Annotated in this window: 19 protein-coding genes and 2 tRNA genes; 5 read left to right on the forward strand and 16 right to left on the reverse strand. The window is 59.1% G+C overall.

What is annotated here, in order from left to right; genetic code table 11:
• Window positions 1-98 precede the first annotated feature (98 nt).
• The gene (locus tag NAV33_RS03760) at window positions 99-1439 is read left to right on the forward strand and encodes a sigma-54-dependent transcriptional regulator (protein WP_255977128.1); all 1341 of its coding nucleotides are present in this window, start codon (window positions 99-101) and stop codon (window positions 1437-1439) included.
• A 95-nt stretch (window positions 1440-1534) separates the two neighbouring features.
• On the opposite strand, the gene NAV33_RS03765 is transcribed toward NAV33_RS03760, so the two are convergent.
• A complete protein-coding gene (locus tag NAV33_RS03765) occupies window positions 1535-2590 on the reverse strand; it encodes a DUF2333 family protein (protein WP_255977130.1) in 1056 nt (351 codons plus the stop codon).
• Between the two features lie 220 nt (window positions 2591-2810).
• Between NAV33_RS03765 and NAV33_RS03770 the strand changes: the two genes are divergently transcribed.
• Both NAV33_RS03770 and NAV33_RS03775 read left to right on the forward strand, forming a co-directional pair.
• Entirely contained in the window at window positions 2811-4424 is a 1614-nt protein-coding gene (locus NAV33_RS03770) for a response regulator (protein ID WP_255977132.1), read from the forward strand.
• 48 nt (window positions 4425-4472) lie between these two features.
• Window positions 4473-6437, forward strand: coding sequence for a methyl-accepting chemotaxis protein (locus tag NAV33_RS03775; RefSeq protein WP_255977134.1), 1965 nt, complete (start codon window positions 4473-4475; stop codon window positions 6435-6437).
• A gap of 51 nt (window positions 6438-6488) precedes the next feature.
• Here NAV33_RS03775 and NAV33_RS03780 read toward each other — a convergent pair whose 3' ends face one another.
• The 10 genes from NAV33_RS03780 to rnr form a co-directional block, all read right to left on the reverse strand.
• Entirely contained in the window at window positions 6489-8774 is a 2286-nt protein-coding gene (locus NAV33_RS03780; protein ID WP_255977136.1) for a YgiQ family radical SAM protein, read from the reverse strand.
• A gap of 110 nt (window positions 8775-8884) precedes the next feature.
• Window positions 8885-9964 carry an alanine racemase gene (gene alr, locus NAV33_RS03785; protein ID WP_255977138.1) on the reverse strand — a complete coding sequence of 360 codons (1080 nt, stop codon included), beginning with the start codon at window positions 9962-9964 and terminating at the stop codon, window positions 8885-8887.
• Window positions 9965-10045: 81 nt separating this feature from the next.
• The gene (gene dnaB / locus NAV33_RS03790) at window positions 10046-11440 is read right to left on the reverse strand and encodes a replicative DNA helicase (protein ID WP_255978143.1); all 1395 of its coding nucleotides are present in this window, start codon (window positions 11438-11440) and stop codon (window positions 10046-10048) included.
• A gap of 108 nt (window positions 11441-11548) precedes the next feature.
• Window positions 11549-11995 carry a 50S ribosomal protein L9 gene (rplI, locus tag NAV33_RS03795; protein ID WP_021206774.1) on the reverse strand — a complete coding sequence of 149 codons (447 nt, stop codon included), beginning with the start codon at window positions 11993-11995 and terminating at the stop codon, window positions 11549-11551.
• A 20-nt stretch (window positions 11996-12015) separates the two neighbouring features.
• Window positions 12016-12909 (reverse strand): hypothetical protein, encoded by an 894-nt coding sequence (locus tag NAV33_RS03800; protein WP_255977141.1) that lies wholly within the window; start codon window positions 12907-12909, stop codon window positions 12016-12018.
• Window positions 12910-12943: 34 nt separating this feature from the next.
• On the reverse strand, window positions 12944-13174 hold the full coding sequence (gene rpsR, locus NAV33_RS03805) for a 30S ribosomal protein S18 (RefSeq protein ID WP_019340128.1): 231 nt from the start codon (window positions 13172-13174) through the stop codon (window positions 12944-12946).
• 28 nt (window positions 13175-13202) lie between these two features.
• The gene (gene rpsF, locus NAV33_RS03810; protein WP_255977143.1) at window positions 13203-13622 is read right to left on the reverse strand and encodes a 30S ribosomal protein S6; all 420 of its coding nucleotides are present in this window, start codon (window positions 13620-13622) and stop codon (window positions 13203-13205) included.
• Window positions 13623-13800: 178 nt separating this feature from the next.
• A complete protein-coding gene (locus NAV33_RS03815) occupies window positions 13801-15972 on the reverse strand; it encodes a PAS domain-containing protein (RefSeq protein ID WP_255977146.1) in 2172 nt (723 codons plus the stop codon).
• A 196-nt stretch (window positions 15973-16168) separates the two neighbouring features.
• Complete coding sequence (rlmB, locus tag NAV33_RS03820; protein ID WP_255977149.1) at window positions 16169-16924, reverse strand: 23S rRNA (guanosine(2251)-2'-O)-methyltransferase RlmB; 756 nt, start codon at window positions 16922-16924, stop codon at window positions 16169-16171.
• Window positions 16921-19455, reverse strand: a complete 2535-nt coding sequence (gene rnr, locus NAV33_RS03825) for a ribonuclease R (protein WP_255977151.1) — start codon at window positions 19453-19455, stop codon at window positions 16921-16923. Before rnr ends, rlmB begins: the two co-directional genes overlap by 4 nt.
• Window positions 19456-19659: 204 nt before the next feature.
• Here rnr and NAV33_RS03830 point away from each other — a divergent pair.
• Together NAV33_RS03830 and NAV33_RS03835 are read left to right on the forward strand one after the other, a co-directional pair.
• Window positions 19660-19746 (forward strand) — tRNA-Leu (locus NAV33_RS03830).
• Between the two features lie 100 nt (window positions 19747-19846).
• Window positions 19847-19933: transfer RNA gene (locus tag NAV33_RS03835), tRNA-Leu, on the forward strand.
• A gap of 189 nt (window positions 19934-20122) precedes the next feature.
• On the opposite strand, the gene NAV33_RS03840 is transcribed toward NAV33_RS03835, so the two are convergent.
• From NAV33_RS03840 to hflX, 5 genes are all read right to left on the reverse strand, one after another.
• The gene (locus tag NAV33_RS03840; protein WP_255977153.1) at window positions 20123-21418 is read right to left on the reverse strand and encodes an adenylosuccinate synthase; all 1296 of its coding nucleotides are present in this window, start codon (window positions 21416-21418) and stop codon (window positions 20123-20125) included.
• An 87-nt stretch (window positions 21419-21505) separates the two neighbouring features.
• A complete protein-coding gene (locus NAV33_RS03845) occupies window positions 21506-22693 on the reverse strand; it encodes an ATP phosphoribosyltransferase regulatory subunit (protein WP_255977155.1) in 1188 nt (395 codons plus the stop codon).
• 283 nt (window positions 22694-22976) lie between these two features.
• A complete protein-coding gene (gene hflC, locus NAV33_RS03850) occupies window positions 22977-23849 on the reverse strand; it encodes a protease modulator HflC (protein WP_255977158.1) in 873 nt (290 codons plus the stop codon).
• A complete protein-coding gene (gene hflK, locus NAV33_RS03855) occupies window positions 23849-25027 on the reverse strand; it encodes an FtsH protease activity modulator HflK (RefSeq protein ID WP_255977161.1) in 1179 nt (392 codons plus the stop codon). Before hflK ends, hflC begins: the two co-directional genes overlap by 1 nt.
• Before the next feature lie 97 nt (window positions 25028-25124).
• Window positions 25125-26426: a ribosome rescue GTPase HflX gene (gene hflX / locus NAV33_RS03860; RefSeq protein ID WP_255977163.1), complete on the reverse strand. Its 1302-nt coding sequence runs from the start codon at window positions 26424-26426 to the stop codon at window positions 25125-25127.
• Window positions 26427-26439: the final 13 nt, after the last annotated feature.

The raw sequence follows: 26439 nt of genomic DNA on the forward strand, positions 1-26439 counted from the left end.
CACAGGTCACACATCGGTGATGGCCACGGTACAAAGCGCGCGCGGTAGCGTTAACATTGCAGACCTTCGCCAACCGTCGTAATTGAAAGACCGAGACCATGACCACCCGCCAGAAAGCGTTGATCATCGATGACGAACCCGACATCCGGGAGCTCCTGGAGATCACCCTTGGGCGAATGAAGTTGGACACCCGCAGCGCCCGCAACCTCAAGGAAGCCCGAGAGTGTCTGGCGCGCGAGCATTACGATCTGTGCCTCACCGACATGCGTTTGCCAGACGGCTGTGGGCTGGAACTGGTGCAGTTCATCCAGCAACAGTATCCGCAACTCCCGGTGGCTATGATCACCGCATACGGCAGCCTCGATACCGCCATTGGCGCGCTGAAAGCCGGGGCGTTCGATTTCCTGACCAAGCCGGTCGACCTCGGACGGCTACGCGAGCTGGTCAATACTGCGTTGCGATTACGCAACCCGAACCCTAATGACCTGAGCGTCGATAGCCGTTTGCTCGGCGCCTCGCCACCGATGAACGTACTGCGCAAACAGATCAGTAAACTGGCGCGCAGCCAGGCTCCGGTGTATATCAGCGGCGAGTCCGGCAGCGGAAAGGAGCTGGTGGCGCGACTGATCCATGAACAAGGGCCACGTCACGAACGTCCTTTCGTGCCGGTCAACTGCGGCGCGATCCCATCGGAGCTGATGGAAAGTGAGTTCTTCGGCCACAAGAAGGGCAGCTTTACCGGGGCCATCGAAGACAAGCTAGGGCTGTTCCAGGCGGCCAATGGCGGCACACTGTTCCTCGACGAAGTAGCCGATCTTCCGCTTCCGATGCAAGTGAAGCTGCTACGCGCCATCCAGGAAAAGGCCGTGCGCTCGGTCGGCGGTGCAAAGGAAGTGATTGTGGACGTACGGATTCTTTGTGCTACCCACAAGGATCTCGCCAGCGAAGTCGCAGCCGGCCGTTTCCGCCAGGACCTGTACTATCGCCTGAACGTTATTGAACTGCGCGTACCACCGTTGCGTGAACGACGCGAAGACATCACCCAGCTTGCTGATGTCATGCTGCGTCGGCTCGCCCAGGAATGTAGCGACAGCCCGGCGCGCCTGCATCCCGATGCACTGGCCAAACTGCAGAACTATCGCTTTCCGGGCAACGTGCGCGAGCTTGAAAACATGCTGGAGCGCGCTTATACACTTTGCGAAGGCGAGGAGATCAAGCCCAGCGATTTGCGCTTGTCCGACGCACCAGCCATTTCCGAGAACGGCGAAGCAAGCCTGGCGCAGATTGATAATCTCGAAGACCACCTCGAGGAGGTCGAGCGCAAGCTGATCATGCAAGCACTGGAAGAGACTCGCTGGAATCGCACGGCGGCTGCCCAGCGGCTGGGCTTATCGTTCCGCTCAATGCGTTATCGATTGAAGAAGCTCGGTTTGGACTGACAACAAGCTGCAAGCTAGGCCGAGCGCGACATCGCTGTGTCAGTCGCGCAATGCTATCCATTTGAAGCTTGTCGCTAAGGCTTTCAGCCGTTTTCTTATCCCTGCGACAGTAAATTGCGCAGATCGATGATCGCCGCGTTCGCGCGCGATATGTAGTTCGCCATTACAAGGGAATGGTTGGCTAGCACGCCATAGCCGCTTCCGTTGAGCACCATCGGGCTCCAGAGCGGCTCCTGCGCAGCCTCTAGCTCGCGAATGATTTGTCTAACACTGATGGTGGCGTTCTTCTTGGCCAACACATCGGCAAAATCCACCTCAACGGCGCGCAGCAAATGCGATAACGCCCAGGCCTGTCCGCGCGCTTCGTAGAAAACATTATCGATCTGCAACCAAGTCGTCTCGACGCGCTCTTCTTCTAACACTTGATTTACGCCGTCACGCTCCAGCTCCGGCGCCACCTGCGCATCCAGGCGCACACGCCCGACGCTGGCTGATAGCCGCTGAGAGAGTGATCCCAAGCGAGTGCCCACATCTCCCAGCCAATTATTGAGGTTGTCAGCACGCGAATAAAATTGTGCCTTGGGCGCCGGATCGCTCAAACGCGCCAAGTAGCGATCCAGAAAACGGATCCCGTTGCGGTACTCTGATTCGCTCGCGGGAAGCGCCCAACTGCGATTGTCGAAATTGAACAACGGCTCGGCCTTGGAAAGATCCGGATCCTCGGTCGACTGGGATTGCGAGCGAGCAAAATCTTTGCGCAACGCTCGGCTGAGGTCACGCACTTGAACCAGCACGCCATACTCCCAGCTGGGCATGTTATCCAGCCATAGGCCAGGGGGTGCAATGTCGTTGGTCAGATAGCCGCCTGGTTTGTCCAACAGGGTGGTAGCCACCTGCTTGAGCGTCTCGACAGTGGTATAGCCGTTGACGATCTGCCGCTGCGAAGCCTCCGCCGCCTGCCGAACATGCTGCTGTACCGGGAACCGGTCAGGCTCGGAGCTCCAATACCAGCCAAGAATCAGCGCCACCAACAGGCAAAGGCCAACCAGCACGGCAAATGTCAGCAATAGCGGATTGCGAGCTGCCCCCTCCGTTGTGGCTGCATTTCCCGACGAGCCGAGGCGGCCGAAGCGGTTCTTCCAATCCAACATGGGCATCTTTCCTTTCTTTTTCTCGGAGTTCAGGGATTCGACCGCCGGTCACTCGGAGCGTTGCGGCAAGAGAACCACTATAACGCAGCCAGTCCATGGCAAGCGTCATAATGAGAACCAGACCGCTTATGCAATCGCCTTGCAACGGCCGGATCGGTGGTAGCATGCCGCCACTAGCGCCCTCTGACAGGACTGCCGCAGCGGGGCCAGGGAACCGGACATGTCGGACCAGGAAGAACTCAAACAGCACTTCGCGCAGCGGGTCATTCACCAAGCACGAGAAGTGCTCGAAGTTTGGCAGCAACTGCAGCGCAGCGAATGGAGCGATGCCTATCGAGCCGCTCTTTCCGACGCCAATCACCGCTTGCGGCGTTTCGCCGAGCGCTTCGAGCAGAACGAGCACAGGCAACTCGCGCTCGGCATCGAAGACTGTCTTAGTGATATCAAAGACAACCGCGGGCGGCTGTCAAGCGACACCATCGCTACCCTCAGCCAACTGATCTATCGCCTCGCTCGTACCGGCCTGCGCCACAGCGATCCGCGCGGGCAGTCCGGCTACGTTCCGCCCTTAAGCAAGCCTGTCTACATCGCTCTCGAGGATCATCAGCGCGCCAACCACGTGGTCCGTCAGCTCGAATTTTTCAGCATGACCGCTCAGGCTTTCGCCAGCGATAGGGAGTTTCGTGCAGCCATGCATGAGCGCCATCCCGCGGCTTTGGTCATGGATGTCGACTTCAATGGACCCGGTGAGGGATTGAAACTAGCTGAACGCGTGCAACAGGGCTTGGAAGAAAAACTGCCGTTGATTTTCTTCAGCCATCAGGAAACCGACACCCCCATGCGCCTGGCCGCCGTGCGCGCCGGTGGGCTGGAATTCTTCACCAGCGCCATCGATGCATCGAGTCTGCTTGAAAAGATCGAGATTTTCACCCGCACCGCCCATTACGAGCCGTTCCGAGTGCTTATCATCGACGATTCACGAGCTCAGGCGACGCATACCGAGCGAGTCCTGAATAATGCGGGGATCATCACCCAGACGCTTAACGAGCCGATTCAGGCCATTGCCTATCTGGCTGAGTTTCAGCCCGACCTGATCATTCTCGACATGTACATGCCCGAATGCATGGGCACCGAACTGGCCAAGGTGATTCGCCAGCATGAGCGCTACGTAAGCGTACCGATCATCTATCTTTCGGCTGAAGACGATCTCGACAAACAGCTCGATGCAATGAATGAAGGAGGCGATGATTTCCTGACCAAACCGATCAAACCCAGCCACCTGATCGCAACAGTACGGACCCGTGCCGAGCGAGCGCGCAATCTCAAAGCACGAATCGTTCGTGACAGCCTCACCGGCCTCTACAACCATACGCATAGCCTGCAGCTGCTCGAGGATGCCAGCTCGCGAGCCCTCCGCGACGGCAAGCCCCTATGTTTTGCCATGATCGATATCGATCATTTCAAGAAGGTCAACGATACCTACGGGCATCCGATGGGGGATCGGGTAATCAAAAGCCTCGCCCTGTTCCTCAAACAGCGCCTGCGCAAGACCGACCATATCGGCCGTTACGGTGGAGAGGAATTTGCCGTGATACTGCCGGATACCTGCGCCGAGGATGCACTCAAGGTCCTGAACGATATCCGTCAGCGCTTCGCCGAAATCCGTTATCCGGCACAACCAACCGATCTCTCTTGCACATTCAGCTGCGGCATTGCAGAGCTGACGCCCCATGCCGACATCAAGTCGCTTACCCAACAGGCCGACGAAGCCCTTTACCGTGCCAAGCACGGGGGCCGTAATCGAGTCGAGCGGTTCACCCTGTCACGCGAGTGACATCAAATAGCCATACATTGCTGACCTCCCAACCCACTGGAGGTCAGGATGCACCTGAAGTCGCTCACCACGCTCAACACATTCCTGCTCGTTGCGATCTGTCTCGCATTGGGCGTCACGCTCTGGTGGTCGGAGCGTGCACTGGCGCGCCCCTATCAACTGATGGAGCGCTATCTTGGCCTTTCTCAGCAGTTTCAGCATCAGGCCGCAAGCAATATCCATGGTTACTTGGCCAGCGGCAATGCGGTGCGCCACAGCGCAGCATTGCGGGCGCTGGACGATCTCTCAACAAACATCGCTGCCTTACCGAACCAATTCGCCGACCGGCTACGACCGAGCCTGGAGCAACTCCGCCAGTTCACCGCCACCGAGCTCTTGGCCGCGGGCAAACTCGCCGGGGATCCGCAGGGCCTGCTGCTGCAAGCTGAACGGGAGATGGCCGGCGCGCTGGAACAGTTACAACGCTACGTCACGCAGAGCACCCAGCCTGTTGCGGCCGAATATCAGACACCTCTGTTCGAAGCCAGCCGCCAGCTGCTGCGTCTGAGTCATGCGCGCGGAAAACTGGTAAGCAGTGGACGAGACGATCTGGCGGCGGAAGTGGAGCAAGCCTTGCAGGCGTTGGGTAAGGAGGCGGCTGCACTCAATACACTTCCCTTGCTCGGGATCGCAACCGAGCAGCGCTCTGGTGCCAGTGCCTTCGCCGCATTGCTGGATCTCAACAATCAGGAGCAGAAACAACCTGACGAAGACCAAGGCATTGCAATCAAGCGCGACCTTTCCAGCCTGATCAAGCGCTACCCCGCCGAGCTTCAACGCACCCGCGCACTTATCCGTCAGCGTAGCGAGCTGATGACCAGCAGCGAACAGAAGATGGCGTCTCTGCAGCTGGCGCTCGCACAGCTGGAGCCCGTGATTCGCGCTGAACATGGGCGCATCCAACTGGAAGTAGGCCTGATCCAGGGAACGATCATCGCCCTGATACTATTGATCGCGCTGGCCATCGACCGCCTGCAGCGCCGGCTGACGCGCGCGCTGGGCCAATTGGCTCCCGCTCTCTCCGCCTGGGCTCGGGGTGATTTCGGCACAGCGGTGCAGATCAATTCGAAAACGCCCGAAATTATCGAGATTGCAGCATCGCTGAACCAATTGCGCAGCTACCTGCTGACGCTTGTCGATACGCTGCATCAGCATGCTCAAGAGGTCACGAGCAGCAGCCGCAGACTGGCGGAAATGAGCAGTGACCTTCACCACGGCGCCAGCCATCAGACCGGAGACACAGCGCAGATCCGCGACTCACTGGGCGAACTGGAAGCAACCATTCAGGATGTGGCTAACGGTGCCGGCCAGACAGCTGAAGCCAGCCGGGCGGCAGGCCAAGCAGTCAGCGAAGGGCAGCGAGTCATCAGTCAGAGCCTTGCCGGCCTGCACGCCCTCGTCAACGAAGTACAGCACAACGCGCTGGATATCGAGCGCTTGGCGGACGAAACCAGCACCATCGGCAAGGTGCTGACCGTGATTCGCTCGATCGCCGAGCAAACCAATCTGCTCGCTCTGAATGCAGCGATCGAGGCCGCCCGAGCAGGCGAACAGGGCCGCGGTTTCGCCGTGGTTGCCGACGAAGTGCGTACTTTGGCGCAACGTACCAGCGGTGCTACTGAGGATATCCAACAGCTGATCGGCAACTTGCAGACGACTGCCCATCAGTCTGTGGAAGCGATGCGCGTACAGGTCAATCATGCCGAAGCGACCGCCGAACTCGCCGAAACAGCCGACTCGGCGCTGAATCAGATCGTCGCCACCATCAGCACTATCGAAATGATGGCGGAGCAGATCGCATTGGCCACTGCACAGCAGAGCGAGGCCGTAAGTGAAATACGCGGCCACAGCGAGCGTATCCATCAACTGGGGGACAGCAATCTGGCACACATCAGCCGAGGGCGTGAGCAGAGCGAACAAATGCTGCGCCTAGCCAGCGAGTTGAACCAGGCGACGCTTGCTTTTAAAAGTTAACAGCAGCCCCTCAGCCAGAAGATGCGAGAGGCAGCTTGTCGACGTTTTCTATCAGCGCGGCACGGCGGGACGCTGGGACGGTTTACGGCTCTTGCCGGACGGTTTGCTACCACCGGCAGCGGCCTTGCGTCGAGCTTCCGCAGCCGCCTTGGCCTGTTCGCGCTTGTCCCAGGCATTGCCGTCATGACTGCGAGGCGGCAGACCATTGTGCTGAGTGAGAATCTTGCCGCCCTGCCCGGCCTTTTTGCTGCCTACCGGCGTCGAATTCTTGCGCCTAGCGCTCTGATAGCCCTCGGTTGCCGGCTGATGAGTTGGTATCAGCTGATGCTTGCCGTTGCCGATCAGATCGGCGCGCCCCATGCGCTGCAAGGCTTCGCGCAGCATCGGCCAGCCTTTGGGATCGTGATAGCGCAGGAAGGCCTTGTGCAGACGGCGCTGTTCCTCACTCTTGACGATGGTGACGCCTTCGCTCTTGTAGGTCACTTTGCGCAACGGGTTCTTGCCACTGTGGTACATCGCCGTGGCACTGGCCATTGGTGACGGGTAAAAGGCCTGGACCTGATCGGCACGGAAACCGTTGGCCTTGAGCCACAGCGCAAGGTTCATCATGTCCTCGTCGGTAGTACCGGGATGCGCGGCGATGAAGTACGGGATCAGGTATTGCTCCTTGCCCGCCTCCTTCGAATACTTGTCGAACATCCGCTTGAACTTGTCGTAACTGCCAATCCCCGGCTTCATCATCTTGTCCAGCGGACCGCGCTCGGTGTGCTCCGGGGCGATCTTCAGATAGCCGCCGACATGATGGGTGACCAGTTCTTTTACATATTCCGGCGACTCGACGGCCAGGTCGTAACGCAGCCCGGATGCAATCAGGATCTTCTTCACGCCCGGCAGCGCACGCGCCTTGCGGTACAGCTCGATCAACGAACTGTGGTCGGTGTTGAGGTTCTCGCAGATGCCTGGATAGACGCACGATGGCTTGCGGCAATGCTTTTCGATCTCCGGACTTTTGCAGGCGATGCGGTACATGTTCGCCGTCGGCCCGCCAAGGTCCGAGACCACGCCGGTGAAGCCCGGCAGCTTTTTCATCTCCTCAATCTCGTGCAGGATCGACTCATGCGAGCGGTTCTGAATGATCCGGCCTTCGTGCTCGGTGATCGAGCAGAAGGTGCAGCCGCCAAAACAGCCGCGCATGATGTTCACCGAGAAGCGAATCATGTCGTAGGCAGGGATTTTCTCACCGCCGTAGGACGGATGCGGCACGCGCGCGTATGGCGAGGCGAACACGTAGTCCATCTCTTCAGTGGTCAATGGGATCGGCGGCGGGTTCAGCCAGATGTCATGCTCGCCATGACGCTGCACCAGGGCGCGGGCGTTGCCCGGGTTGGTTTCCAGATGCAGAACGCGGTTGGCGTGCGCGTAGAGCGCCGGATCGTTGCGCACCTTCTCGAACGAGGGCAGGCGAATTACCGTTTTGTCTCGTTCGATCGCCGGATTCGGCAACAGCTGAACGACTTTGGCCTCGTTCGGGTCCTCTGCCGGGCCTTTCTCTTGCTCGATGGCGCAGGCTTGCAGATCCTGAGTGTTGACGTAGGGGTTGATGATCTTGTCGACCTTACCCGGACGGTCGATGCGGGTGGAGTCGATTTCGAACCAGCCCTCAGGCGCATCCCGGCGGATAAAGGCTGTGCCGCGGACGTCTGTGATCTGCTCGACCTGCTCGCCGCGTGAAAGGCGCTGCGCCACTTCGACGATGGCGCGCTCTGCATTGCCGTAGAGCAGGATATCGGCGGTCGCGTCCATGAGGATCGAGCGACGGACCTTGTCCTGCCAGTAATCGTAATGCGCGATGCGCCGCAGCGAGGCCTCGATGCCACCAAGAACCACTGGGGTGTCCTTGTAGGCTTCCTTGCAGCGCTGGCTGTAAACCAGGCTCGCACGATCCGGGCGCTTGCCGGCCAGGCCACCTGCTGTGTAGGCGTCATCGGAGCGAATCTTGCGATCGGCCGTGTAGCGGTTGATCATCGAGTCCATGTTGCCCGCGGCAATGCCGAAGAACAGATTGGGCTGGCCGAGCTTCATGAAGTCGTCTTTGCTTTGCCAGTCCGGCTGGCTGATGATGCCGACGCGAAAGCCCTGGGCTTCCAGCAGCCGCCCAATGATCGCCATGCCGAACGACGGATGGTCGACATAGGCATCACCCGTGACGATGATCACGTCGCACGAATCCCAGCCGAGCTGATCCATCTCCTCCCTGCTCATCGGCAGGAACGGCGCCGGACCGAAACACTCGGCCCAGTACTTGGGATAGTCGAACAATGGCTTGGCTGCGTGCATGGCTAGAAACCGGGGCAACGAAAACGGGCGCGGAATATAGCACAAAAAATGATCAGGAAGGCCGACCACGTTGGTCGGCTTTTACGGATTGCAAGCAGACGAAACGGCAGTCAGTCGTTGATATAGCGCCGCGGAACGCGTTGAGTAACTTTGGTCAGCAGTTCGTAGCCGATGGTGCCGCAGGCTTGCGCCAGTTCATCGATAGGGATCTGTGTGCCCCACAGCTCCACTGCGTCATTAAGGCCCGCCTGCGGCAGGTCAGTGATGTCGACGGCGAGCATGTCCATCGAGACCCGCCCAGCCAGGGGAACCCGCTGCCCGCGGATCGCCACGCAAGTACCGGGCGGCGCCGTACGCGGATAACCATCGGCATAACCACAGCTGACCGTGGCGATACGCGAAGGCCGCTGCGCGACCCAGCCGGCACCATAGCCCACGCTTTCGCCCACGGGGACATCACGCACCGCGATGACCGAAGCGGTTAGGGTCATCACCGGCTTCAGTCCCAGCGTCTCTGCGCTCAGCTCGGCAAACGGAGATGCGCCGTACAGCATGATCCCAGGTCGCAGCCAATCCATATGCGCAGCGGACAGAGTCAACACTGCAGCCGAATTGGCAAATGAGCGGTTGTCGAATTGCAGATCCAGAAGACTGGCGAACTGTTCCAGCTGCGTCTCGTTGAGCGGGTGACCCCGCTCGTCGGCGCAAGCGAAATGACTCATCAGATTTAGTTCTGCCACCGATGCCGCACCCTGCAGGCGAGCATGAGTGCGGCGCAACGCATCGGCACTGAAGCCCAGGCGATGCATGCCCGAGTCCAGCTTCAACCATACCCTCAAGGGCCGCTCAATCGTGGCGTCCAGCAGCGCAGCCGCCTGGACCTCGCCCTGGATCGCGACGTCCAGACCAAGTTTGGCCGCTACCGAATACTCCTTGGGCTCGAAGCAGCCCTCAAGCAGTAGCAGCCGCGTACCGGCGTCAACCGCTCGAACCTGCTCAGCCTCTTCCAGCGACGCCACCGCGAAGCCGTCAGCCAGATCACGCAGGCATTCGACCGCTGCTTGCGCACCATGCCCGTACGCATCGGCCTTGACCACAGCAAACGCCTTGCGCCCGGGCGCGCATTGCTTTGCGAGCTGATAGTTGTGGCGAAGCGCGGCAAGATCGACCGTGGCAACGAGGGGACGCATGGAATGTCCTTCGAGGGGAAAGTTGGGACGCTATTGTCCGGTGCTTTCCGCCAGCCCCGCAAGCAGCTGAACGCCAGCCGGTTATTCGTCGTCGAACTGGTAGCTGCCCGGCGCCAGGTTCTCGAAGCGAGAGTATTTGCCGAGAAACGCCAGTCGCGTGGTCCCGATCGGGCCGTTCCGCTGCTTGCCGATGATGATTTCGGCAACGCCCTTGTACTCCGTTTCCGGGTGATACACCTCGTCCCGGTAGACAAACATGATGATGTCGGCGTCCTGCTCGATGGCGCCGGATTCACGGAGGTCGGAGTTGACCGGACGTTTATTGGGGCGCTGCTCAAGCGAACGGTTGAGCTGCGACAGGGCGACTACCGGACAGTTGAACTCCTTGGCCAGGCCTTTCAACGAACGGGATATTTCGGAAATCTCGTTGGTGCGGTTGTCGCCGCTGGAGCCGGGAATCTGCATCAGTTGCAGATAGTCGACCATGATCATGCCGATTTCGCCGTGCTCGCGCGCCAAGCGCCGCGTACGTGCACGCATTTCCGAAGGACTGATGCCAGCGGTATCGTCGATGAACAGCTTGCGGTCGTTGAGCAGATTGACCGCCGAGGTCAGTCGCGGCCAGTCGTCGTCGCTGAGTTTGCCGGTCCGCACCTTGGTCTGGTCGATGCGGCCAAGCGAGGCAAGCATACGAATCACAATGGAGTCCGCGGGCATTTCGAGCGAGTAGACCAGGATCGCCTTGTCGGAACGCAGCACAGCGTTCTCGACCAAGTTCATGGCAAATGTAGTTTTGCCCATCGAAGGACGACCGGCGACGATAATCAGGTCGGCCGGTTGCAGGCCGCTGGTTTGTTCGTCGAGATCGGTAAATCCGGTGGAAATGCCTGTGATCGCCTCGCCCGCATTGAACAACGAGTCGATGCGGTCGATTGCCTTCACCAAAATGTCATTGATGCCGATAGGCCCGCCGGTTTTCGGTCGTGCTTCGGCGATCTGGAAGATCATCCGCTCGGCTTCGTCGAGGATCTCCTCGCCCGTACGGCCCTGCGGCGCATAAGCACTGTCGGCGATCTCGTTGCTGATACCGATCAGCTGACGCAGCGTCGCCCGCTCGCGAATGATTTGCGCGTAGGCCTTGATATTGGCCACGGACGGCGTGTTCTTTGCCAGCTCGCCCAAATATGCGAGCCCACCGACCTGCGGCAGATGACCTTCCTTATCCAGTTGTTCGGAAAGGGTCACCACATCGAACGGCGAGTTGCGCTCGGCCAGAACGAAAATGGCTCGGAAGATCAGGCGGTGATCATGACGATAGAAGTCGCCGTCGGAGACTTGGTCGAGCACACGTTCCCAGGCATTGTTGTCCAGCATCAGCCCGCCAAGCACGGCCTGTTCGGCCTCGATGGAATGCGGCGGCACCTTGAGCGCGGCGGTTTCCAGGTCGTACTGCTGAGGGATGCTGATGTCGTTCATGGCACTCGGAATATTGATGTTCAGAAAGACAAAGGGCACGTTCCACTCGCGTGGAAACGTGCCCGATGTTACCCGTCAGGCACCCGAGGTGCCAGACGACAGCCGGTATCAGCCAGCGATCACGATCAGCTTCACGGTCGCTTCGACGTCGGTGTGCAGGTGCACGGCTACGTCGTACTCACCAACCTGACGGATGGTGCCGTTCGGCAGACGAATTTCGCTCTTGGCCACTTCCACGCCAGAGGCGGTCAGGGCATCGGCGATGTCGTGAGTACCGATGGAACCGAACAGCTTGCCCTCATCGCCCGCGGTAGCGGTGATAGTGACTTCCAGTTCGGCCAACTGGGCAGCGCGAGTTTCAGCAGAAGCCTTGCGCTCGGCAGCAGCTTTTTCCAGCTCGGCACGGCGAGCTTCGAACTCGGCGATGTTGGCCGGGGTTGCAGCAGTAGCCTTGCGCTGCGGCAGCAGGTAGTTGCGGCCGTAACCAGACTTGACGTTTACCTTGTCGCCCAGGTTGCCCAGGTTTGCGACTTTTTCCAGCAGGATGACTTCCATTTGAGTCTTACCTCTCTAACTTAACCTTCACCGTTCGCAGGTCCCGCATCGTCATCACGAGATGCCCGACCGCGAAAATCAAACAAACTGTCGACAATGGCCAAGACGGCCAGTAGCGGATAGATCAATTGCATGAACAGCACCAGCGTGACGTAAAGCCCCACCAGCCAGAACCGCGACATCCGATTCTTTGCCACCAGCCCGTGCACCAGTGCGATGCCGGCAAACACCAGCGGAACACTGCAGAGCGGAGCCAGCATCGCCAACTGCGCACCAAGGCTCGGCCCGAGCAACATGCCCATCAGGAGCACCATCGCCAGCGCTGGCGAAAAACGCAGCGCCCGGAATTCGAGCCCGAAGCCACCCGGGTTATATAACAGCGCCTGCCAGTACCGCCCGAGCATCAAGCTGAGCAAGGTGGTGATTTGTAGCAGCGCCGCCAACAGACCGGTCAGAACCGGTATTAGCAACGCCCCCAACCGCGCCTGCTCTTCCTCCGAAAGCTGCTGATAGGCATCCGACAGCATGTCGGGCAACACATTCTGCAACTCGGTAGCCAGCGCCGTGATCGGCTCGCCAAAAACCACTCCGAGCGCCCAGGCGTACAGCATCCCGAGCCCTACGCTGCACAGCATCACACGGGACCAGGAGTTCTGGCTGCGCAACAACAGCGCCAACCCGAACGATCCCAGCAGCACCAACAGAGTCCGTGGATCACCGAAGTACCACCAGGCCAGTGCCGGTAATACAGCCCAGACCAACACACCCAGCGCATCATTCAATCCACGGCGCAACAACACCAGGCTACCCGCAGCGGCACACAGCCAGAACAACATTGGCAGTGCCGCAGAGCCAGCTACTACAGCAATCGCTTGCATACGGCCGCGCATGATGAAGTCAGCCAGGGCGCGCATGCGATCTATCCTTTACTTCTGCCGAACAGTTCGATCAACGGCCGTGGCTGTCGGTGTAGGGCAACAGGGCCAGAAAACGGGCGCGCTTGATAGCGGTAGCCAGCTGGCGCTGATAGCGTGCTTTGGTTCCGGTGATACGGCTAGGAACGATCTTGCCGGTTTCGGAAATATAGGCTTTCAGTGTGTTGAGATCCTTGTAGTCGATCTCTTTCACGTTTTCTGCGGTGAAACGGCAGAACTTACGACGACGGAAAAAACGTGCCATGAATAGGCTCCTTCAATAGGTCCGTGGATTACTCGTCAGCGTTGTTGTCGCGGCTGTCACTGTCGCTGTCATCGTTGACATTGTCAGATTCAGGGCGATCACGACGCTCACGGCGCTCGCTACGGTTTTCCTCAGCCTTCAGCATCTCGGACTGTTCAGTCTCGGCTGCGTCGCGACGGATGACCAGGTTACGGATGACGGCGTCGTTGTAGCGGAAGTTATCTTCTAGCTCAGCCAGTGCCTTACCGCTGCACTCGACGTTCAGCATCACGTAATGTGCCTTGTGCACGTTGTTGATGGCGTAAGCCAGCTGACGACGGCCCCAGTCTTCTAGGCGATGAATTTTGCCGCCGTCTTCTTCGATCAGCTTGGTGTAACGCTCCACCATGCCGCCAACCTGCTCGCTCTGGTCGGGGTGGACCAGAAAGATGATTTCGTAATGACGCATTGTTGCTCCTTACGGGTTGCAGCCTGCCGCACAACGCGGGTCAGGCAAGGAGTGAATGAGTTGTTTCTTGCCAGCCAGAGAGGCGCGCAAACACCTGCCATCCGGGCAAGGGGCGCAATTCTAGAGAAGGCCGGCCGGCCGTGCAAGGCGATTTGGTGATTATTTAACCAGCCGGCGCTCAACCGCGCCCGTCAGCGGACCGCTCGGCCTGGATGCTCTCAAGCAAGGTCCTGACTTGGTGAATATCGTAGGGCTTGAGCATCGTCCTTAGATTCTCGAGCCCTACCTCATGCGCATTGACGGCGTAACCGGAGGCGATAACGACGCTCAGCGCGGCGTCGCGCAACTTGGCTTGACGCACCAACTCGATACCACTTATTCCAGCCAGACCGACATCTGTCAGCAGCACGTCGAAGCGACCTTGATCGAGCCGCTCCAGCGCGGTTTCCGCCGACTCGCAAAGGCTCACCTCGTGACCAAGTTCTTCCATCACCTCCCCAGTAAGCATGCGCAGCGTGGGATCATCCTCGACGAACAGGATCTTCAGCCCACTGAAACCCTCTGCGGCCCCGGGCGCACCGAATGTTTTCGCAGGCGCCGGATGTCGGCCATATCCAGCCACCGTCTCCTGCACGCCCGCCTCACTCTGTGTAGCGCTGCGCGGCAAATACACACGAACCGAAGTCCCGCTGCCCTCTTCGCTCTCCAACTCGACGAAACCGCCGCTCTGCTTGACGAAACCGTAAACCATACTCAAACCCAGGCCAGACGCATTGGCGTCTTTGCGTGTCGTGAAGAATGGTTCGAATGCGCGCTCTAGTATTTCGGGGCGCATCCCTTCACCCTCGTCGATAACGCTCAGTTCCACGTAAGGGCCGGCCACGACACCTGGCTGCCCACCGAGCTGCGCGGTATTCAGAGACCGGTTGCGCAGACGTATGCACAACGCGCCGCCACCTGTCATTGCGTCACGCGCATTGGCTGCAAGGTTGAGGATCGTCGCTTGCAGATTGCCCATGTCAGCGAAAACCGGCCATAGGTCTGGCTGCACATCGACGTTCACTTGCGTGGCTCGACCAAGCGCACCGCTCAGCAATTCGCTCATCTGCCCGAGCAGCTCTCCAAGGTCTACCGATTGCGGCTGAAGCGGTTGGCGGCTAGCAAAAGCAAGCAACTGGGACGCCAAACGCGCACCTTTCTCCACGCCACCAACAGCCGATTCCAGTCGGCGCTGAGCCGTCTCGTCAGTACCTAGATTGCGCCGCAACAGCTGCAGGTTGCCGCCGATGATCTGCAGCATGTTGTTGAAGTCATGGGCTATGCCGCCGGTCAGCTTGCCCACCGCCTCGAGCTTCTGCGATTGCATCAGAGCCGCCTGTGCCACGCGACGCTCGGACTCGCTATGCAGCAACTCGCGCGTGCGTTCGCGGACCAACTCTTCGAGATGTTCACGATGCTCGCGCAACTCCTGCTGGCTGCGATGCCGCTCGGTCACATCACTGCCTTGCACGAAAATGCCCGACGTTCGCCCGTCACGCTCGATGATTGGCTGGAACACAAAGTCAACGTAGACCTCCTCCGGCTTTACGTCGGAGCGGCGCTGCAAAAGCGCTCGCATGCCCCTGCCAATATAAGGCTCGCCAGTGAGGTAAACCTGGTCTAGCAGACCAATGAACGCTTGCCCCGCCAGCTCGGGTAAACCATCGCGCACCGCCTTGCCTAACAATTGCCGATGACCGGTGAGCTGCTGATAAGCCTCGTTGACCAGCTCGAATACATGCTCGGGACCGCGCAGGAAGCAGACGAAGCCCGGCGCCTGAGCAAACAGTTGGCGCAACTGGTTGCCTTCATCCTGCATCATCTTGGCGCGCGACAAAATCGCCGCCTCGATCTGCTGCGATGGCTGTTCAGGGAACTCGGCCGAACGCAAGGAAGCCTTCAGCAATTGCAACTCGGTGATATCAACGGTGTGCTGCAGGATGGCGGTCACCTCACCCTGCTCATCCAGCACCGGCGTATGCGTCGCACTCCAGTAACGATCCTCGTATGCGGCACCGCCTTCGGAGCTGACCGCTATCGAGTAGTGAATTACCGGCAGCGTATCCACCGTTTTGGTGCGCAGTACGCGGCCAAAAGATTCAAGCAGCTCCTCGACATGGCTCGCGTCCGGGAATTGGGGATCAGCCGCGAACGCCTCATGTATGCGCCGTCCAACGATATCTTCAAGTGCACGAGCGGTGAGTTTCAGATAAGCCGAGTTGGCATCCAGGATGGCCAGCTCTCGATCAAGCAATAAATAGGCGTTCGGTGAAACTCTGAATAGCGTCTCGAACGACGGGCGTTGCGGCATACGACCTCCATGATGGGAGCCTGCGCCAGCTCTAATCAATAGCTGGCCCAGGCTCGCATCCGAACACACAACCAAACCAAAAACACGATGGAGCCGACAGTAAGCCTCAGAACGGACAATTGACCGCTAACGGGGCGATCCGTTTCGAGATGAGCAGCAGCTTTGCAGTAGATCGGCGCCTGACGGCACCGCCTTACTACCTCGCAGCCTTGCCCGAGCGGCGTTGACGCAGCGCCTCGAACAGGCAGACGCCGGTGGCGACGGATACGTTTAAGCTACTGACGCTCCCACCCATTGGCAGCCGAACCAGATAATCGCAATGCTCGCGAGTCAGACGCCGCATGCCCTTGCCCTCGGCCCCCATCACCAACACGATGGGCCCGCTGAGGTCCTGATCGTAGAGCTCTTGGTCGGCTTCACCGGCCGTGCCGACGATCCACAAGCCTCGCTGCTGTAGCTTTTCCAACGTTCGCGCAAGGTTGGTGACCGCAACCAGTGGAATGACTTCCGCAGCACCGCAGGCCACCTTGCGCACCGTGGCGTTCAGCGTCGCTGATTTGTCCTTGGGGATGATCACCGCCAGCGCCCCGGCAGCATCAGCGGTACGCAAACAGGCGCCGAGATTGTGCGGATCCGTGACGCCATCGAGCACCAGCAACAAAGGCGCTCCCTCGGCCCGATCCAGAAGCTCCTCGAGCATCGCATCGCCCCAGACCTGGCTGGGACTGACATCGGCTACCACGCCCTGATGCACCCCCTCGACCCAGGCATCCATCTCGCGGCGCTCGCACTGGCCAACGCGAACTTTCGACTGCTCGGCCAATTGCACCAGCGCCTGCACCCGCGGATCGTCGCGCCCCTCGGCCAGCCAGACCTGTTTGACTCGTTTCGGATGATGGCGAAGCAAAGCCTCCACGGCATGCAAGCCGTAGATTTTTTCGAGATCGCTCATGTCTTGGCCTTACGCTTGCGCGACGCGCTGCCGTCGGTCTTGGTGGCCGGCTTGCTGACCGTCTTTGGCTTCGACGAGCTGCGCTTGGGCTTAGCCCTCGCCGACCTGCCCTCTTTTGCATCGGCGAGCAGCGCCTTCTTCACTTCACGGCTTTTGCGAACATCGGCACTGACAGGCTCCCGCTCTTTGAACGAGGTATCGGCGCCCTTCTTGCCGCGCCCATCCTTACGAGCGGCGCCCTTGGTATCAGCCACGGTACGCTCGCCAATGCCGATCTTGCTGCCGCCACTGATCAGCTCGAAGTCGATCTTGCGTTCGTCGAGATCGACGCGCATCACCCGCACTTCAACGCTGTCGCCGAGACGGAAGCTGCGCCCACTGCGCTCGCCGGAGAGGCGATGGTGCAGGGGATCGAAATGGTAGTAATCGCCGGGCATGGCGGTCACGTGCACTAGGCCTTCGACATAGATATCGGTCAGCTCGACAAACAGGCCAAATCCCGTTACCGCCGTGATGACACCAGGGAAGCTCTCGCCGACCCGGTCTTTCATGAACTCGCACTTCAGCCAGTTCACCACGTCACGGGTCGCTTCATCGGCGCGGCGCTCGGTCATCGAGCACTGCTCGCCCAACTGCTCCAGCGCGGCCTCATCGTACGGATAGATTCGCGCTTTGGGCATGCTGGTCGCCCCTTCTCGACGCACATGCGAGGTATCGCGGCGAGAGCGAATCACGCTGCGAATCGCACGATGGATCAGCAGGTCCGGATAGCGACGGATCGGCGATGTAAAGTGCGCATAAGCCTCGTAGTTGAGACCGAAATGCCCGTTATTGTCCGGACTGTAGACCGCCTGACTGAGCGACCGCAGCATCACAGTCTGGATCACGTGGAAATCGGGACGCCCCTGGATGCGCTCCAGCAACGCCTGATAGTCCTTAGGCGTCGGTCCCTCCTTACCCTTGTGCAAGGTCAGGCCCAACTCGCCGAGGAACGCACGCAGTTTTTCCTGACGCTCCAGCGGCGGACCATCGTGAACGCGATACAAACCGGGAATGTCGTGATCCTGAAGGAAGCGTGCGGTGGCCACGTTGGCGCAGAGCATGCATTCTTCGATCAGCTTGTGCGCGTCGTTGCGCTCGGTGGGCTTAATTGCCGAGATCTTGCGCTCCGCGCCAAAGACGATGCGCGTCTCCTGGGTTTCGAAGTCGATCGCACCGCGGGCATGACGCGCTTTTAGCAACACCTTGTACAGCGCGTACAGCTGCTTGAGGTCCGGCAGTACCTCCGCATACTCACCAATCAGGCGCTTGCCTTCAGCCGAAGACGGCTGTTCCAGCATGCTGCTGACCTTGTTGTAGGTCAGCCGGGCATGGGAATGAATGACTGCTTCGTAGAATTGATAGTCCGTCATCCTCCCTGATTTGCTCAGAGTGATTTCGCAGACCATTGCCAGACGATCGACATGTGGATTCAGGGAGCAGAGACCGTTGGAAAGCTCTTCCGGGAGCATCGGCACCACCCGCTCGGGGAAGTATACCGAGGTGCCGCGCAGCTCGGCTTCCTGGTCCAGCGCCGACCCCACCTTCACATAGTGCGATACGTCCGCGATCGCAACGTACAAGCGGAAGCCACCCGAAAAAAGCTTCCAGCCGCTGAGCTTCTCGCAATACACCGCATCGTCGAAATCTCGCGCATCTTCGCCATCGATGGTGACGAAGGGTAGATGGCGCAGGTCGACACGCTTGTGCTTGTCCCTCTCTTCCACTTCGGGCTTGAGTTTGGCGGCTTCGCGTTTTACGGCGTCAGGCCAGACGTGAGGAATATCGAAGCTGCGCAGCGCGACGTCGATCTCCATGCCCGGAGCCATGTAGTTGCCAATCACCTCGACCACATCACCCTGAGGCTGGAAACGCTGAGTAGGCCAGTGGGTAATCTTGATTTCGACGAACTGACCGGGCTTGGCATCCATTGATCGGCCAGGTGTTACCAATACTTCCTGCTGGATTTTGGGGTTGTCGGCCATGACGAAACCGATGCCGCTTTCTTCCTGATAGCGCCCGACGATCGTTTCATGAGCCCGGCTGATCACTTCGACGATCGCGCCTTCGCGGCGACCGCGACGATCGAGGCCAGCGACCCTTGCCAGGCAGCGGTCTCCGTCGAATACCAGGCGCATCTGTGCAGGGCTGAGGAACAGGTCATCACTGCCATCATCAGGGATCAGGAAACCGAAGCCATCGCGATGGCCGCTGACACGACCGCGAACCAGGTCCAGCTTGTCCACCGGGGCATAAGCGCCGCGCCGGGTATAGATCAGCTGACCGTCACGCTCCATCGCGCGCAAACGGCGGCGCAGAGCTTCAATATCGTCTTCGGATGCCAGTTCGAACTCTTCTACCAGCTGTTCACGCGCCGCTGGCGAGCCGCGCTCGCTCAGGTGCTGGAGAATCAGCTCACGGCTGGGGATGGGGTTTTCGTACTTTTCCGCTTCACGTGCGGCCTCGGGGTCGAGGGATTGCCAATCGGCCATTAAGAGATGTCACCTTTCATTCATTTATAGAGGCAGAACGCCCTATACCTATTGAAGCGCGAAACGCCTGCTGACGGCAGCTTTCGAGCGAATTATTTTTCCCCTGCGGGCCTTTACAAGGCATAACCCCGCCCGTATAGTTCGCGCCCACAATGTCTGGTAGACGTTGTAGCACGGAAACGATGAACTATCATCGTTTGCAGTGCCCAGGTGGCGGAATTGGTAGACGCACTAGGTTCAGGTCCTAGCGATGGCAACATCGTGGAAGTTCGAGTCTTCTCCTGGGCACCATTTATTTGATGAGATTTCTCTTCCGGAGAATCTTGTAGACACGAGGTTTGTCGGCCTCGACCAGCAATCGACAGAAGTCGGTGAGCAATCATCGCAATGTGCCCAGGTGGCGGAATTGGTAGACGCACTAGGTTCAGGTCCTAGCGATGGCAACATCGTGGAAGTTCGAGTCTTCTCCTGGGCACCACTCTTCAGAAAAAACCGAGCCACTGGCTCGGTTTTTTCGTTTCTGCGCTTGAAAACCAATTAGCCGCCGAGCAACAGCACGATTGCGAAAGGATGAACCCTTTCCGAGCCTAAGGCTCGTTCATTCGCAATCAACCCGAACCCAAATAAGAAGGCCGCCCTTGGGCGGCCTGTTTGTATAGGCGAGCTATCAGGCGTAAGGATGACGCAACACTATCGTCTCGTTGCGATCCGGCCCGGTGGAAATGATGTCGATCGGCGCCTCGACGAGCTCTTCGATTCGCTTGATGTAAGCGCGCGCATTGGCTGGCAGCTCTTCTAGCGTCTTGACTCCGATGGTGGATTCGCTCCAACCCGGCATTTCTTCATATACCGGCTGCAAACCTTGGTAACTGTCCGCATCGGTCGGCGCATCAACCAACACCTCGCCGTTGCGATCTTTATACGCAACGCAGATTCGAATAGTTTCCAGCCCATCGAGCACATCCAGCTTGGTCAGGCAGATACCAGAAACGCTGTTGATCTCAATGGCGCGACGCAGAATCACCGCATCAAACCAGCCGCAACGCCGAGCACGACCGGTCGTAGAGCCGAACTCGTGACCACGCTCCGCCAGACGCGCACCGATATCATCGAACAGCTCAGTCGGAAACGGACCAGAACCAACACGAGTCGTATAGGCCTTGGTGATACCCAGAATGTAGTCCAGATACAGCGGACCGAAGCCGGAACCGGTAGCCGTACCACCAGCCGTGGTGCTTGAGCTTGTAACATACGGATAGGTACCGTGATCGATGTCCAGCAGCGAGCCTTGGGCCCCCTCGAACATGATGCGCGCGCCCTGCTTACGCAGCTCATGCAGGCGAGCCGACACGTCAGCCATCATCGGCTTGAGAATTTCGGCATAACCCAGCGCTTCGTCCAGGGTTTTCTGGAAATCGACAGGCTCTACTTTGTAGAAATTCTGCAGAATGAAGTTGTGATATTCGAGTAGTTCACGCAGCTTGACGGCGAAGCGCTCCGGGTTGAACAGATCGCCAATGCGTAGCCCCCGACGGGCAACTTTGTCCTCATAGGCCGGCCCGATCCCACGCCCCGTGGTGCCGATCTTGCCTTCTGAGCGTGACGCTTCGCGCGCCTGGTCCAGGGCTACGTGATACGGCAGAATCAATGTACAGGCTGGACTGATACGCAGGCGCTCGCGTACCGGCACGCCCTTTTCTTCCAGCTTGGTGATTTCGCGCATCAGCGCATCCGGAGCAACGACTACACCGTTGCCGATCAGGCATTGCACGTTTTCGCGCAAAATGCCGGACGGAATCAGATGCAGCACGGTTTTTTCGCCATCGATAACCAGCGTATGACCCGCATTGTGACCGCCCTGGAAACGAACCACGGCAGCTGCCTGGTCGGTCAGCAGATCGACGATCTTGCCCTTGCCCTCATCACCCCACTGGGTGCCCAGGACCACGACATTCTTACCCATAAATCTTTGTCCTCTTCGGCGAAGCATACCGGTCACAACCGGCGAAAAAACTTGAAAACCAGCCTAGCGCATTCAGCGCGACCCGGATCAGCGCGCCAGCGGTGTCACAGTCCAGAAATCATCTTTCAACAGCAACTGGCGGTCACAGCCGACACTCGACGCGGCATCGCTCTGCTGTCCATCCAAGGCCTGCACGACCCGCTCGCCCTGCTTGCGCAGTCGACAGATCGTCTGCCATAACGCTGGATCAGTGCTGTGCGGCGCCCAAACACCAACCACGGGAGCCACGAGCTCGGCATTACCCAGGGCGACCAGGGTCTTCAGATCCGTCGAAAAACCGGTCGCTGGCCGCGCACGACCGAAATCCGCACCGATGTCGTCATAACGTCCACCCTGTGCGATCGACTGCCCTACGCCCGGAACGAACACCGCGAATACGACGCCGGTGTGGTAGTGATAACCGCGCAACTCGCCCAGATCAAAGTACAGCGGCAGGGTCGGATACCGTATCGCCAATTGATCAGCGATATGAACTAGGCCTTCGAGCGCCTCGCGCACCTCAACCGGTGCGTCGGCAAGCGCGGCACGCGCAGCATCGAGCGTCTCGCGGCCGCCGCAGAGCCGGGCCAAGGCGCGCAGCATGCTTGCAAGCGCCGGCTCGACACCGGCGGTCAAGGCAGCTATCTCATCCATCGCCTTGCGCTGCAGCGCATCGAACAGGCGCTGCTCGGCATCGCCAGACAAGCCGGCCGCGCGAGCCAAGCCGCGGTAGATGCCGACATGCCCAAGATCCATATGCACATCAGGCACATCCGCGAGAGCGAGCGTTTCCAGCATCAGACTGATCACTTCAATATCGCTGGAAGTGCTGCCATCGCCATAAAGCTCGGCACCCAACTGAATCGGGCTACGCGAGGTGGCAAGCGCCTGGGGCTTGGCGTGCAGCACGCTACCGGCATAGCAAAGACGGCTGGGCCCTTCGCGGCGCAAGGTGTGAGCATCCACTCTCGCCACTTGCGGCGTGATATCTGCACGCAAGCCCATCTGCCTACCCGACAACGGATCGATGACCTTGAATGTTTTGAGATCAAGATCCTGCCCCGCGCCGGTGAGCAGCGAATCGAGAAATTCCACGTGAGGGGTAATGACCAACTCGTAGCCCCAGCGCTGGAACAGATCCAGCACGCGACGTCGCGCGGTTTCGATACGCGCCGCCTCAGGCGGCAGCACCTCTTCGATGCCATCTGGCAGGAGCCAGCGGTCTACCGTTGCCATTTCGCCAATCACCTCTCGATACGGCAAGCCTAGTCAAGCAGACGAACACCGAGGCTACAGCCTGAGCCGGCCATCGGTCGCGTGCGATTGTGTTTGAACCATGGCGCCAGTGCCATGCCCCGCAAGGGAATCAGCATGGCTGACCATGCTCGGATAAGCCTGCTTTCCACAAGGGCGCAGACGCAAAAAAGCCGGGTTTTCCCCGGCTGGCGGATCATAGCAATCTTTTGCCAGGGGGTCACCCGGCGGACCACATCGTCCTACCGGGTAATTGCCCTTGCAGCTATTGTGCTGTTGCGGATTCCAGGTAGCGGAAGAAATCGCTATTGGGATCCAACACCAAGACATCTTCTTTGTTGGCGAAACTATCGCGATAAGCCTGCAAACTACGATGGAACGAGTAGAACTCGCGATCCTGCTCGTACGCAGCGGCATAGATCGCAGCAGCCTGCGCATCACCATCACCACGCAGCTCCTCGGACTCACGGAAGGCTTCGGCGAGCAATACCCGGCGCTGGCGATCAGCGTCAGCCCGAATACCCTCGGCTAGTTCCTTACCCTTCGCACGATGCTCACGAGCTTCACGCTCACGCTCGGAGCTCATGCGCTCGAACACGCTTCGATTCACTTCGCGAGGTAAGTCGATGCCCTTGACGCGCACATCAACAACCTCGATACCGAGCTCCCGCTGCGCAGCCTGATTCAGACTATTGGTAACCAAGGCCATTAGTTCGTCTCGCTGGCCGGATACCGACTCGTGCAGCGTGCGCTTACCGAACTGGTCGCGCAGTGCCGCTTCCAGACGACGCGCAAGACGCTCATCGGCAATCTGTTTCATACCGGAGGTAGCTGTGTAGAAACGCTCAGCGTTGTCGACCCGCCATTTGGCATAGGAATCGACCATCAATGCCTTCTTTTCCAGCGTCAGGTATCGCGCGGTGGCTGTATCGAGCGTCATCAAGCGCGCATCGAACTTGCGAACGCTGTTTACGTACGGAATCTTCATATGAAGACCCGGCTTCACATCCGGCTCGACGATACGACCGAAGCGCAAAAGCACCGCACGCTCGGTCTGCGAAACGATGTAAAAGCTGTTCCATAGAACGATCGCTAGCACCACGCCCACGATAAGCGCCGTCAGGGACTTATTGCTCATTAGCGAACCTCCCGTGTACGCACTTCACGCGGATCGAGTTCCGGCGGCAGACGCGTGGCCTGAGTCGAGGCCGCCGATGCGGGCGCCGCTGAAGATCGCTCGGTGCCATTGCGGCTATTGATCATCTTGTCCAACGGTAAATAGAGCAGGTTGTTCTGTCCGCTCTCGCCGGTAACAAGAACCTTGCTGGTATTGCTCATGACTTCCTGGATGGTTTCCAGATACAAGCGTTCGCGAGTTACGTCAGGCGCCTTGCGATACTCGGCAAGCAGCTTGGTAAAGCGATCCGCCTCACCCTGAGCGCGGGAAATCACCGCATCTCGATAACCGCTGGCCTCTTCCAGCATGCGCTGGGCCTGACCACGGGCCTCAGGAATAACGCCGTTGGCGTAGGATTCGGCCTGATTTTTCTCACGCTGCTCATCTTCCCGTGCACGAATTACGTCATCGAAGGCTTCCTGCACTTCACGAGGCGCTGCCGCACTCTGAAGGTTGACCTGCGTGACGACGATGCCAGTGCCGTAGTTATCGAGGAAGCGCTGTAGCCGCTCTTCGACCTCGTTCGCCATCGCCTCACGGCCTTCGGTCAATACTTGATCCATCGCAGTCGAGCCCACCACATGACGAACCGCACTATCGGTTGCATGCTGCAGCGAGGCCTCTGGGTCTTCGACGTTGAGTACGAAGGCCTGCAGGTCGCTGATCTTGTATTGCACCGTTAGCGGTACTTCGATGATGTTCTCGTCTTCGGTCAACATCTGACCCTGCTTGCTGTAAGAGCGCTCGCGAGTGACGTTAGCCTGGAACTTGCGATCGAACGGCGGGAAATAGATATTCAGACCCGGCCCGACGGTTTCGTGATACTTGCCGAAACGCAGCACAACCGCCTGCTCCTGCTCGTCGACGATATAGATCGCATTGAACAGCCAGACGACAAGCAGCACCACCAGACCGATCCAGACAAGCCCGAAACCGCCACGTTTGCCGCTGCCACCACCTGACGAACCACCACCACGCTTCTTGCCACCGAACATGCCGTTAAGGCTGTCCTGCAACTTGCGGAAAGCCTCATCCAGGTCCGGCGGACCTTTCTGATCGCCACCACCGCGACGACCACCGCCACCACTACCCCAGGGATCCTGGTTATTCGAGTTGCCACCCGGCTCATTCCAAGCCATAGCGCTCTCCATTCAGATAAAGCTAAAGGCGCGCCAACGGCGCGCCCGCCAATGCTACCGAAAGCCCGAAACAAACGGCTTAAATGCCTTCCAAGCTTTATTGCAAAGTATGTTGGTCGAAGAACTGCTCCGAATCGAGGCCTTCGCGGCTAATCAACCGGTGCAGCTCGACACGCTGCAGCCTTACATCGAGCAAGCTACCGCCCTCTTCATCATGGGATTCGGACTGCACCGCCCCTAGCTCGAATAGCTGCGCCCGCATACGCCCAAGACGCTGCGGGAGTCGAATCGTCCCCACGAACAGATCATTTCCGAGCAGTTCGGCCACGGCTTGCTTCAGCAGATCGAGACCCAACCCCTGCTGCGCCGAAACCCATACCCGCTGCGGAACGCCGTCGGCGTTACGCTGAATCTGCGGCTCGATACCTTCGAGCAGATCCACCTTGTTATAGATTTCAAGGATCGGCAGCTCATTTGCACCAATCTCTGCCAGCACCGCCAATACCTGCTCGATCTGCTGATCACGCTCAGGCTCATGCGCATCGATAACATGCAGCAACAAGTCGGCATTACTCGACTCTTCGAGCGTAGCCCGGAAGGATTCGACCAACTTATGCGGCAAATGCCGAATAAAACCTACCGTATCGGCAAGCACCACCGGTCCAAGATCGACCAGTTCGAGGCGGCGCAAGGTTGGATCGAGCGTTGCGAACAGCTGGTTGGCGGCGTAGACATCGGATTCGGTCAGGGCATTGAACAGCGTCGACTTACCGGCGTTGGTGTACCCCACCAAGGAAATCAACGGAATATCGGCACGCCGCCGGCCACGACGCGCCTGTTCGCGCTGGCCGCGGACCTTTTCCAGACGCTGTTTGATCTGACGAATGCGTACACGCAGAAGGCGTCGGTCCGTTTCAAGCTGCGTCTCACCCGGACCACGCAGACCGATACCGCCTTTTTGCCGCTCAAGGTGTGTCCAGCCGCGAACCAGGCGCGTACTCATGTGCTCGAGCTGTGCCAGTTCGACCTGCAGCTTGCCTTCGTGGGTACGTGCTCGCTGGGCGAAGATATCCAGAATTAGGCCGGTCCGATCGAGCACGCGGCATTCGAGAGCACGTTCGAGGTTGCGCTCCTGACTGGGTGTCAGCGTGTGATTGAAAATGACCAATTCGATCTCGCCATCCTTGACGAGATCGTGCAGTTCCTCAACCTTGCCGCTGCCGATCAGGAACTTGGCGGAAGGCTGATGCCTGGCTACATTGACGAAGCCAACGGTTTCAGCGCCAGCAGACCGTGCCAGTTCCTGAAACTCTTGAGGGTCTTCACGCGCCGCTGGATCCTGACCATCCAAGTGAACCAGGATAGCCCGCTCTCCACCACCGGGACGTTCGAAGAACAATGACGGCCCCCTT

The sequence above is a fragment of the Stutzerimonas stutzeri genome, assembly GCF_024448715.1.
Classification (GTDB): Bacteria; Pseudomonadota; Gammaproteobacteria; order Pseudomonadales; family Pseudomonadaceae; genus Stutzerimonas; species Stutzerimonas stutzeri_AR.

Bases quoted from the DNA above. Each gene is read 5' to 3' on its own strand.
- NAV33_RS03760 (WP_255977128.1), top strand. From the start codon at position 99: ATGACCACCCGCCAGAAAGCGTTGATCATCGATGACGAACCCGACATC.
- NAV33_RS03765 (WP_255977130.1), bottom strand. From the start codon at position 2,590: ATGTTGGATTGGAAGAACCGCTTCGGCCGCCTCGGCTCGTCGGGAAAT.
- NAV33_RS03770 (WP_255977132.1), top strand. From the start codon at position 2,811: ATGTCGGACCAGGAAGAACTCAAACAGCACTTCGCGCAGCGGGTCATT.
- NAV33_RS03775 (WP_255977134.1), top strand. From the start codon at position 4,473: ATGCACCTGAAGTCGCTCACCACGCTCAACACATTCCTGCTCGTTGCG.
- NAV33_RS03780 (WP_255977136.1), bottom strand. From the start codon at position 8,774: ATGCACGCAGCCAAGCCATTGTTCGACTATCCCAAGTACTGGGCCGAG.
- alr (WP_255977138.1), bottom strand. From the start codon at position 9,964: ATGCGTCCCCTCGTTGCCACGGTCGATCTTGCCGCGCTTCGCCACAAC.
- dnaB (WP_255978143.1), bottom strand. From the start codon at position 11,440: ATGAACGACATCAGCATCCCTCAGCAGTACGACCTGGAAACCGCCGCG.
- rplI (WP_021206774.1), bottom strand. From the start codon at position 11,995: ATGGAAGTCATCCTGCTGGAAAAAGTCGCAAACCTGGGCAACCTGGGC.
- NAV33_RS03800 (WP_255977141.1), bottom strand. From the start codon at position 12,909: ATGCGCGCCCTGGCTGACTTCATCATGCGCGGCCGTATGCAAGCGATT.
- rpsR (WP_019340128.1), bottom strand. From the start codon at position 13,174: ATGGCACGTTTTTTCCGTCGTCGTAAGTTCTGCCGTTTCACCGCAGAA.
- rpsF (WP_255977143.1), bottom strand. From the start codon at position 13,622: ATGCGTCATTACGAAATCATCTTTCTGGTCCACCCCGACCAGAGCGAG.
- NAV33_RS03815 (WP_255977146.1), bottom strand. From the start codon at position 15,972: ATGCCGCAACGCCCGTCGTTCGAGACGCTATTCAGAGTTTCACCGAAC.
- rlmB (WP_255977149.1), bottom strand. From the start codon at position 16,924: ATGAGCGATCTCGAAAAAATCTACGGCTTGCATGCCGTGGAGGCTTTG.
- rnr (WP_255977151.1), bottom strand. From the start codon at position 19,455: ATGGCCGATTGGCAATCCCTCGACCCCGAGGCCGCACGTGAAGCGGAA.
- NAV33_RS03840 (WP_255977153.1), bottom strand. From the start codon at position 21,418: ATGGGTAAGAATGTCGTGGTCCTGGGCACCCAGTGGGGTGATGAGGGC.
- NAV33_RS03845 (WP_255977155.1), bottom strand. From the start codon at position 22,693: ATGGCAACGGTAGACCGCTGGCTCCTGCCAGATGGCATCGAAGAGGTG.
- hflC (WP_255977158.1), bottom strand. From the start codon at position 23,849: ATGAGCAATAAGTCCCTGACGGCGCTTATCGTGGGCGTGGTGCTAGCG.
- hflK (WP_255977161.1), bottom strand. From the start codon at position 25,027: ATGGCTTGGAATGAGCCGGGTGGCAACTCGAATAACCAGGATCCCTGG.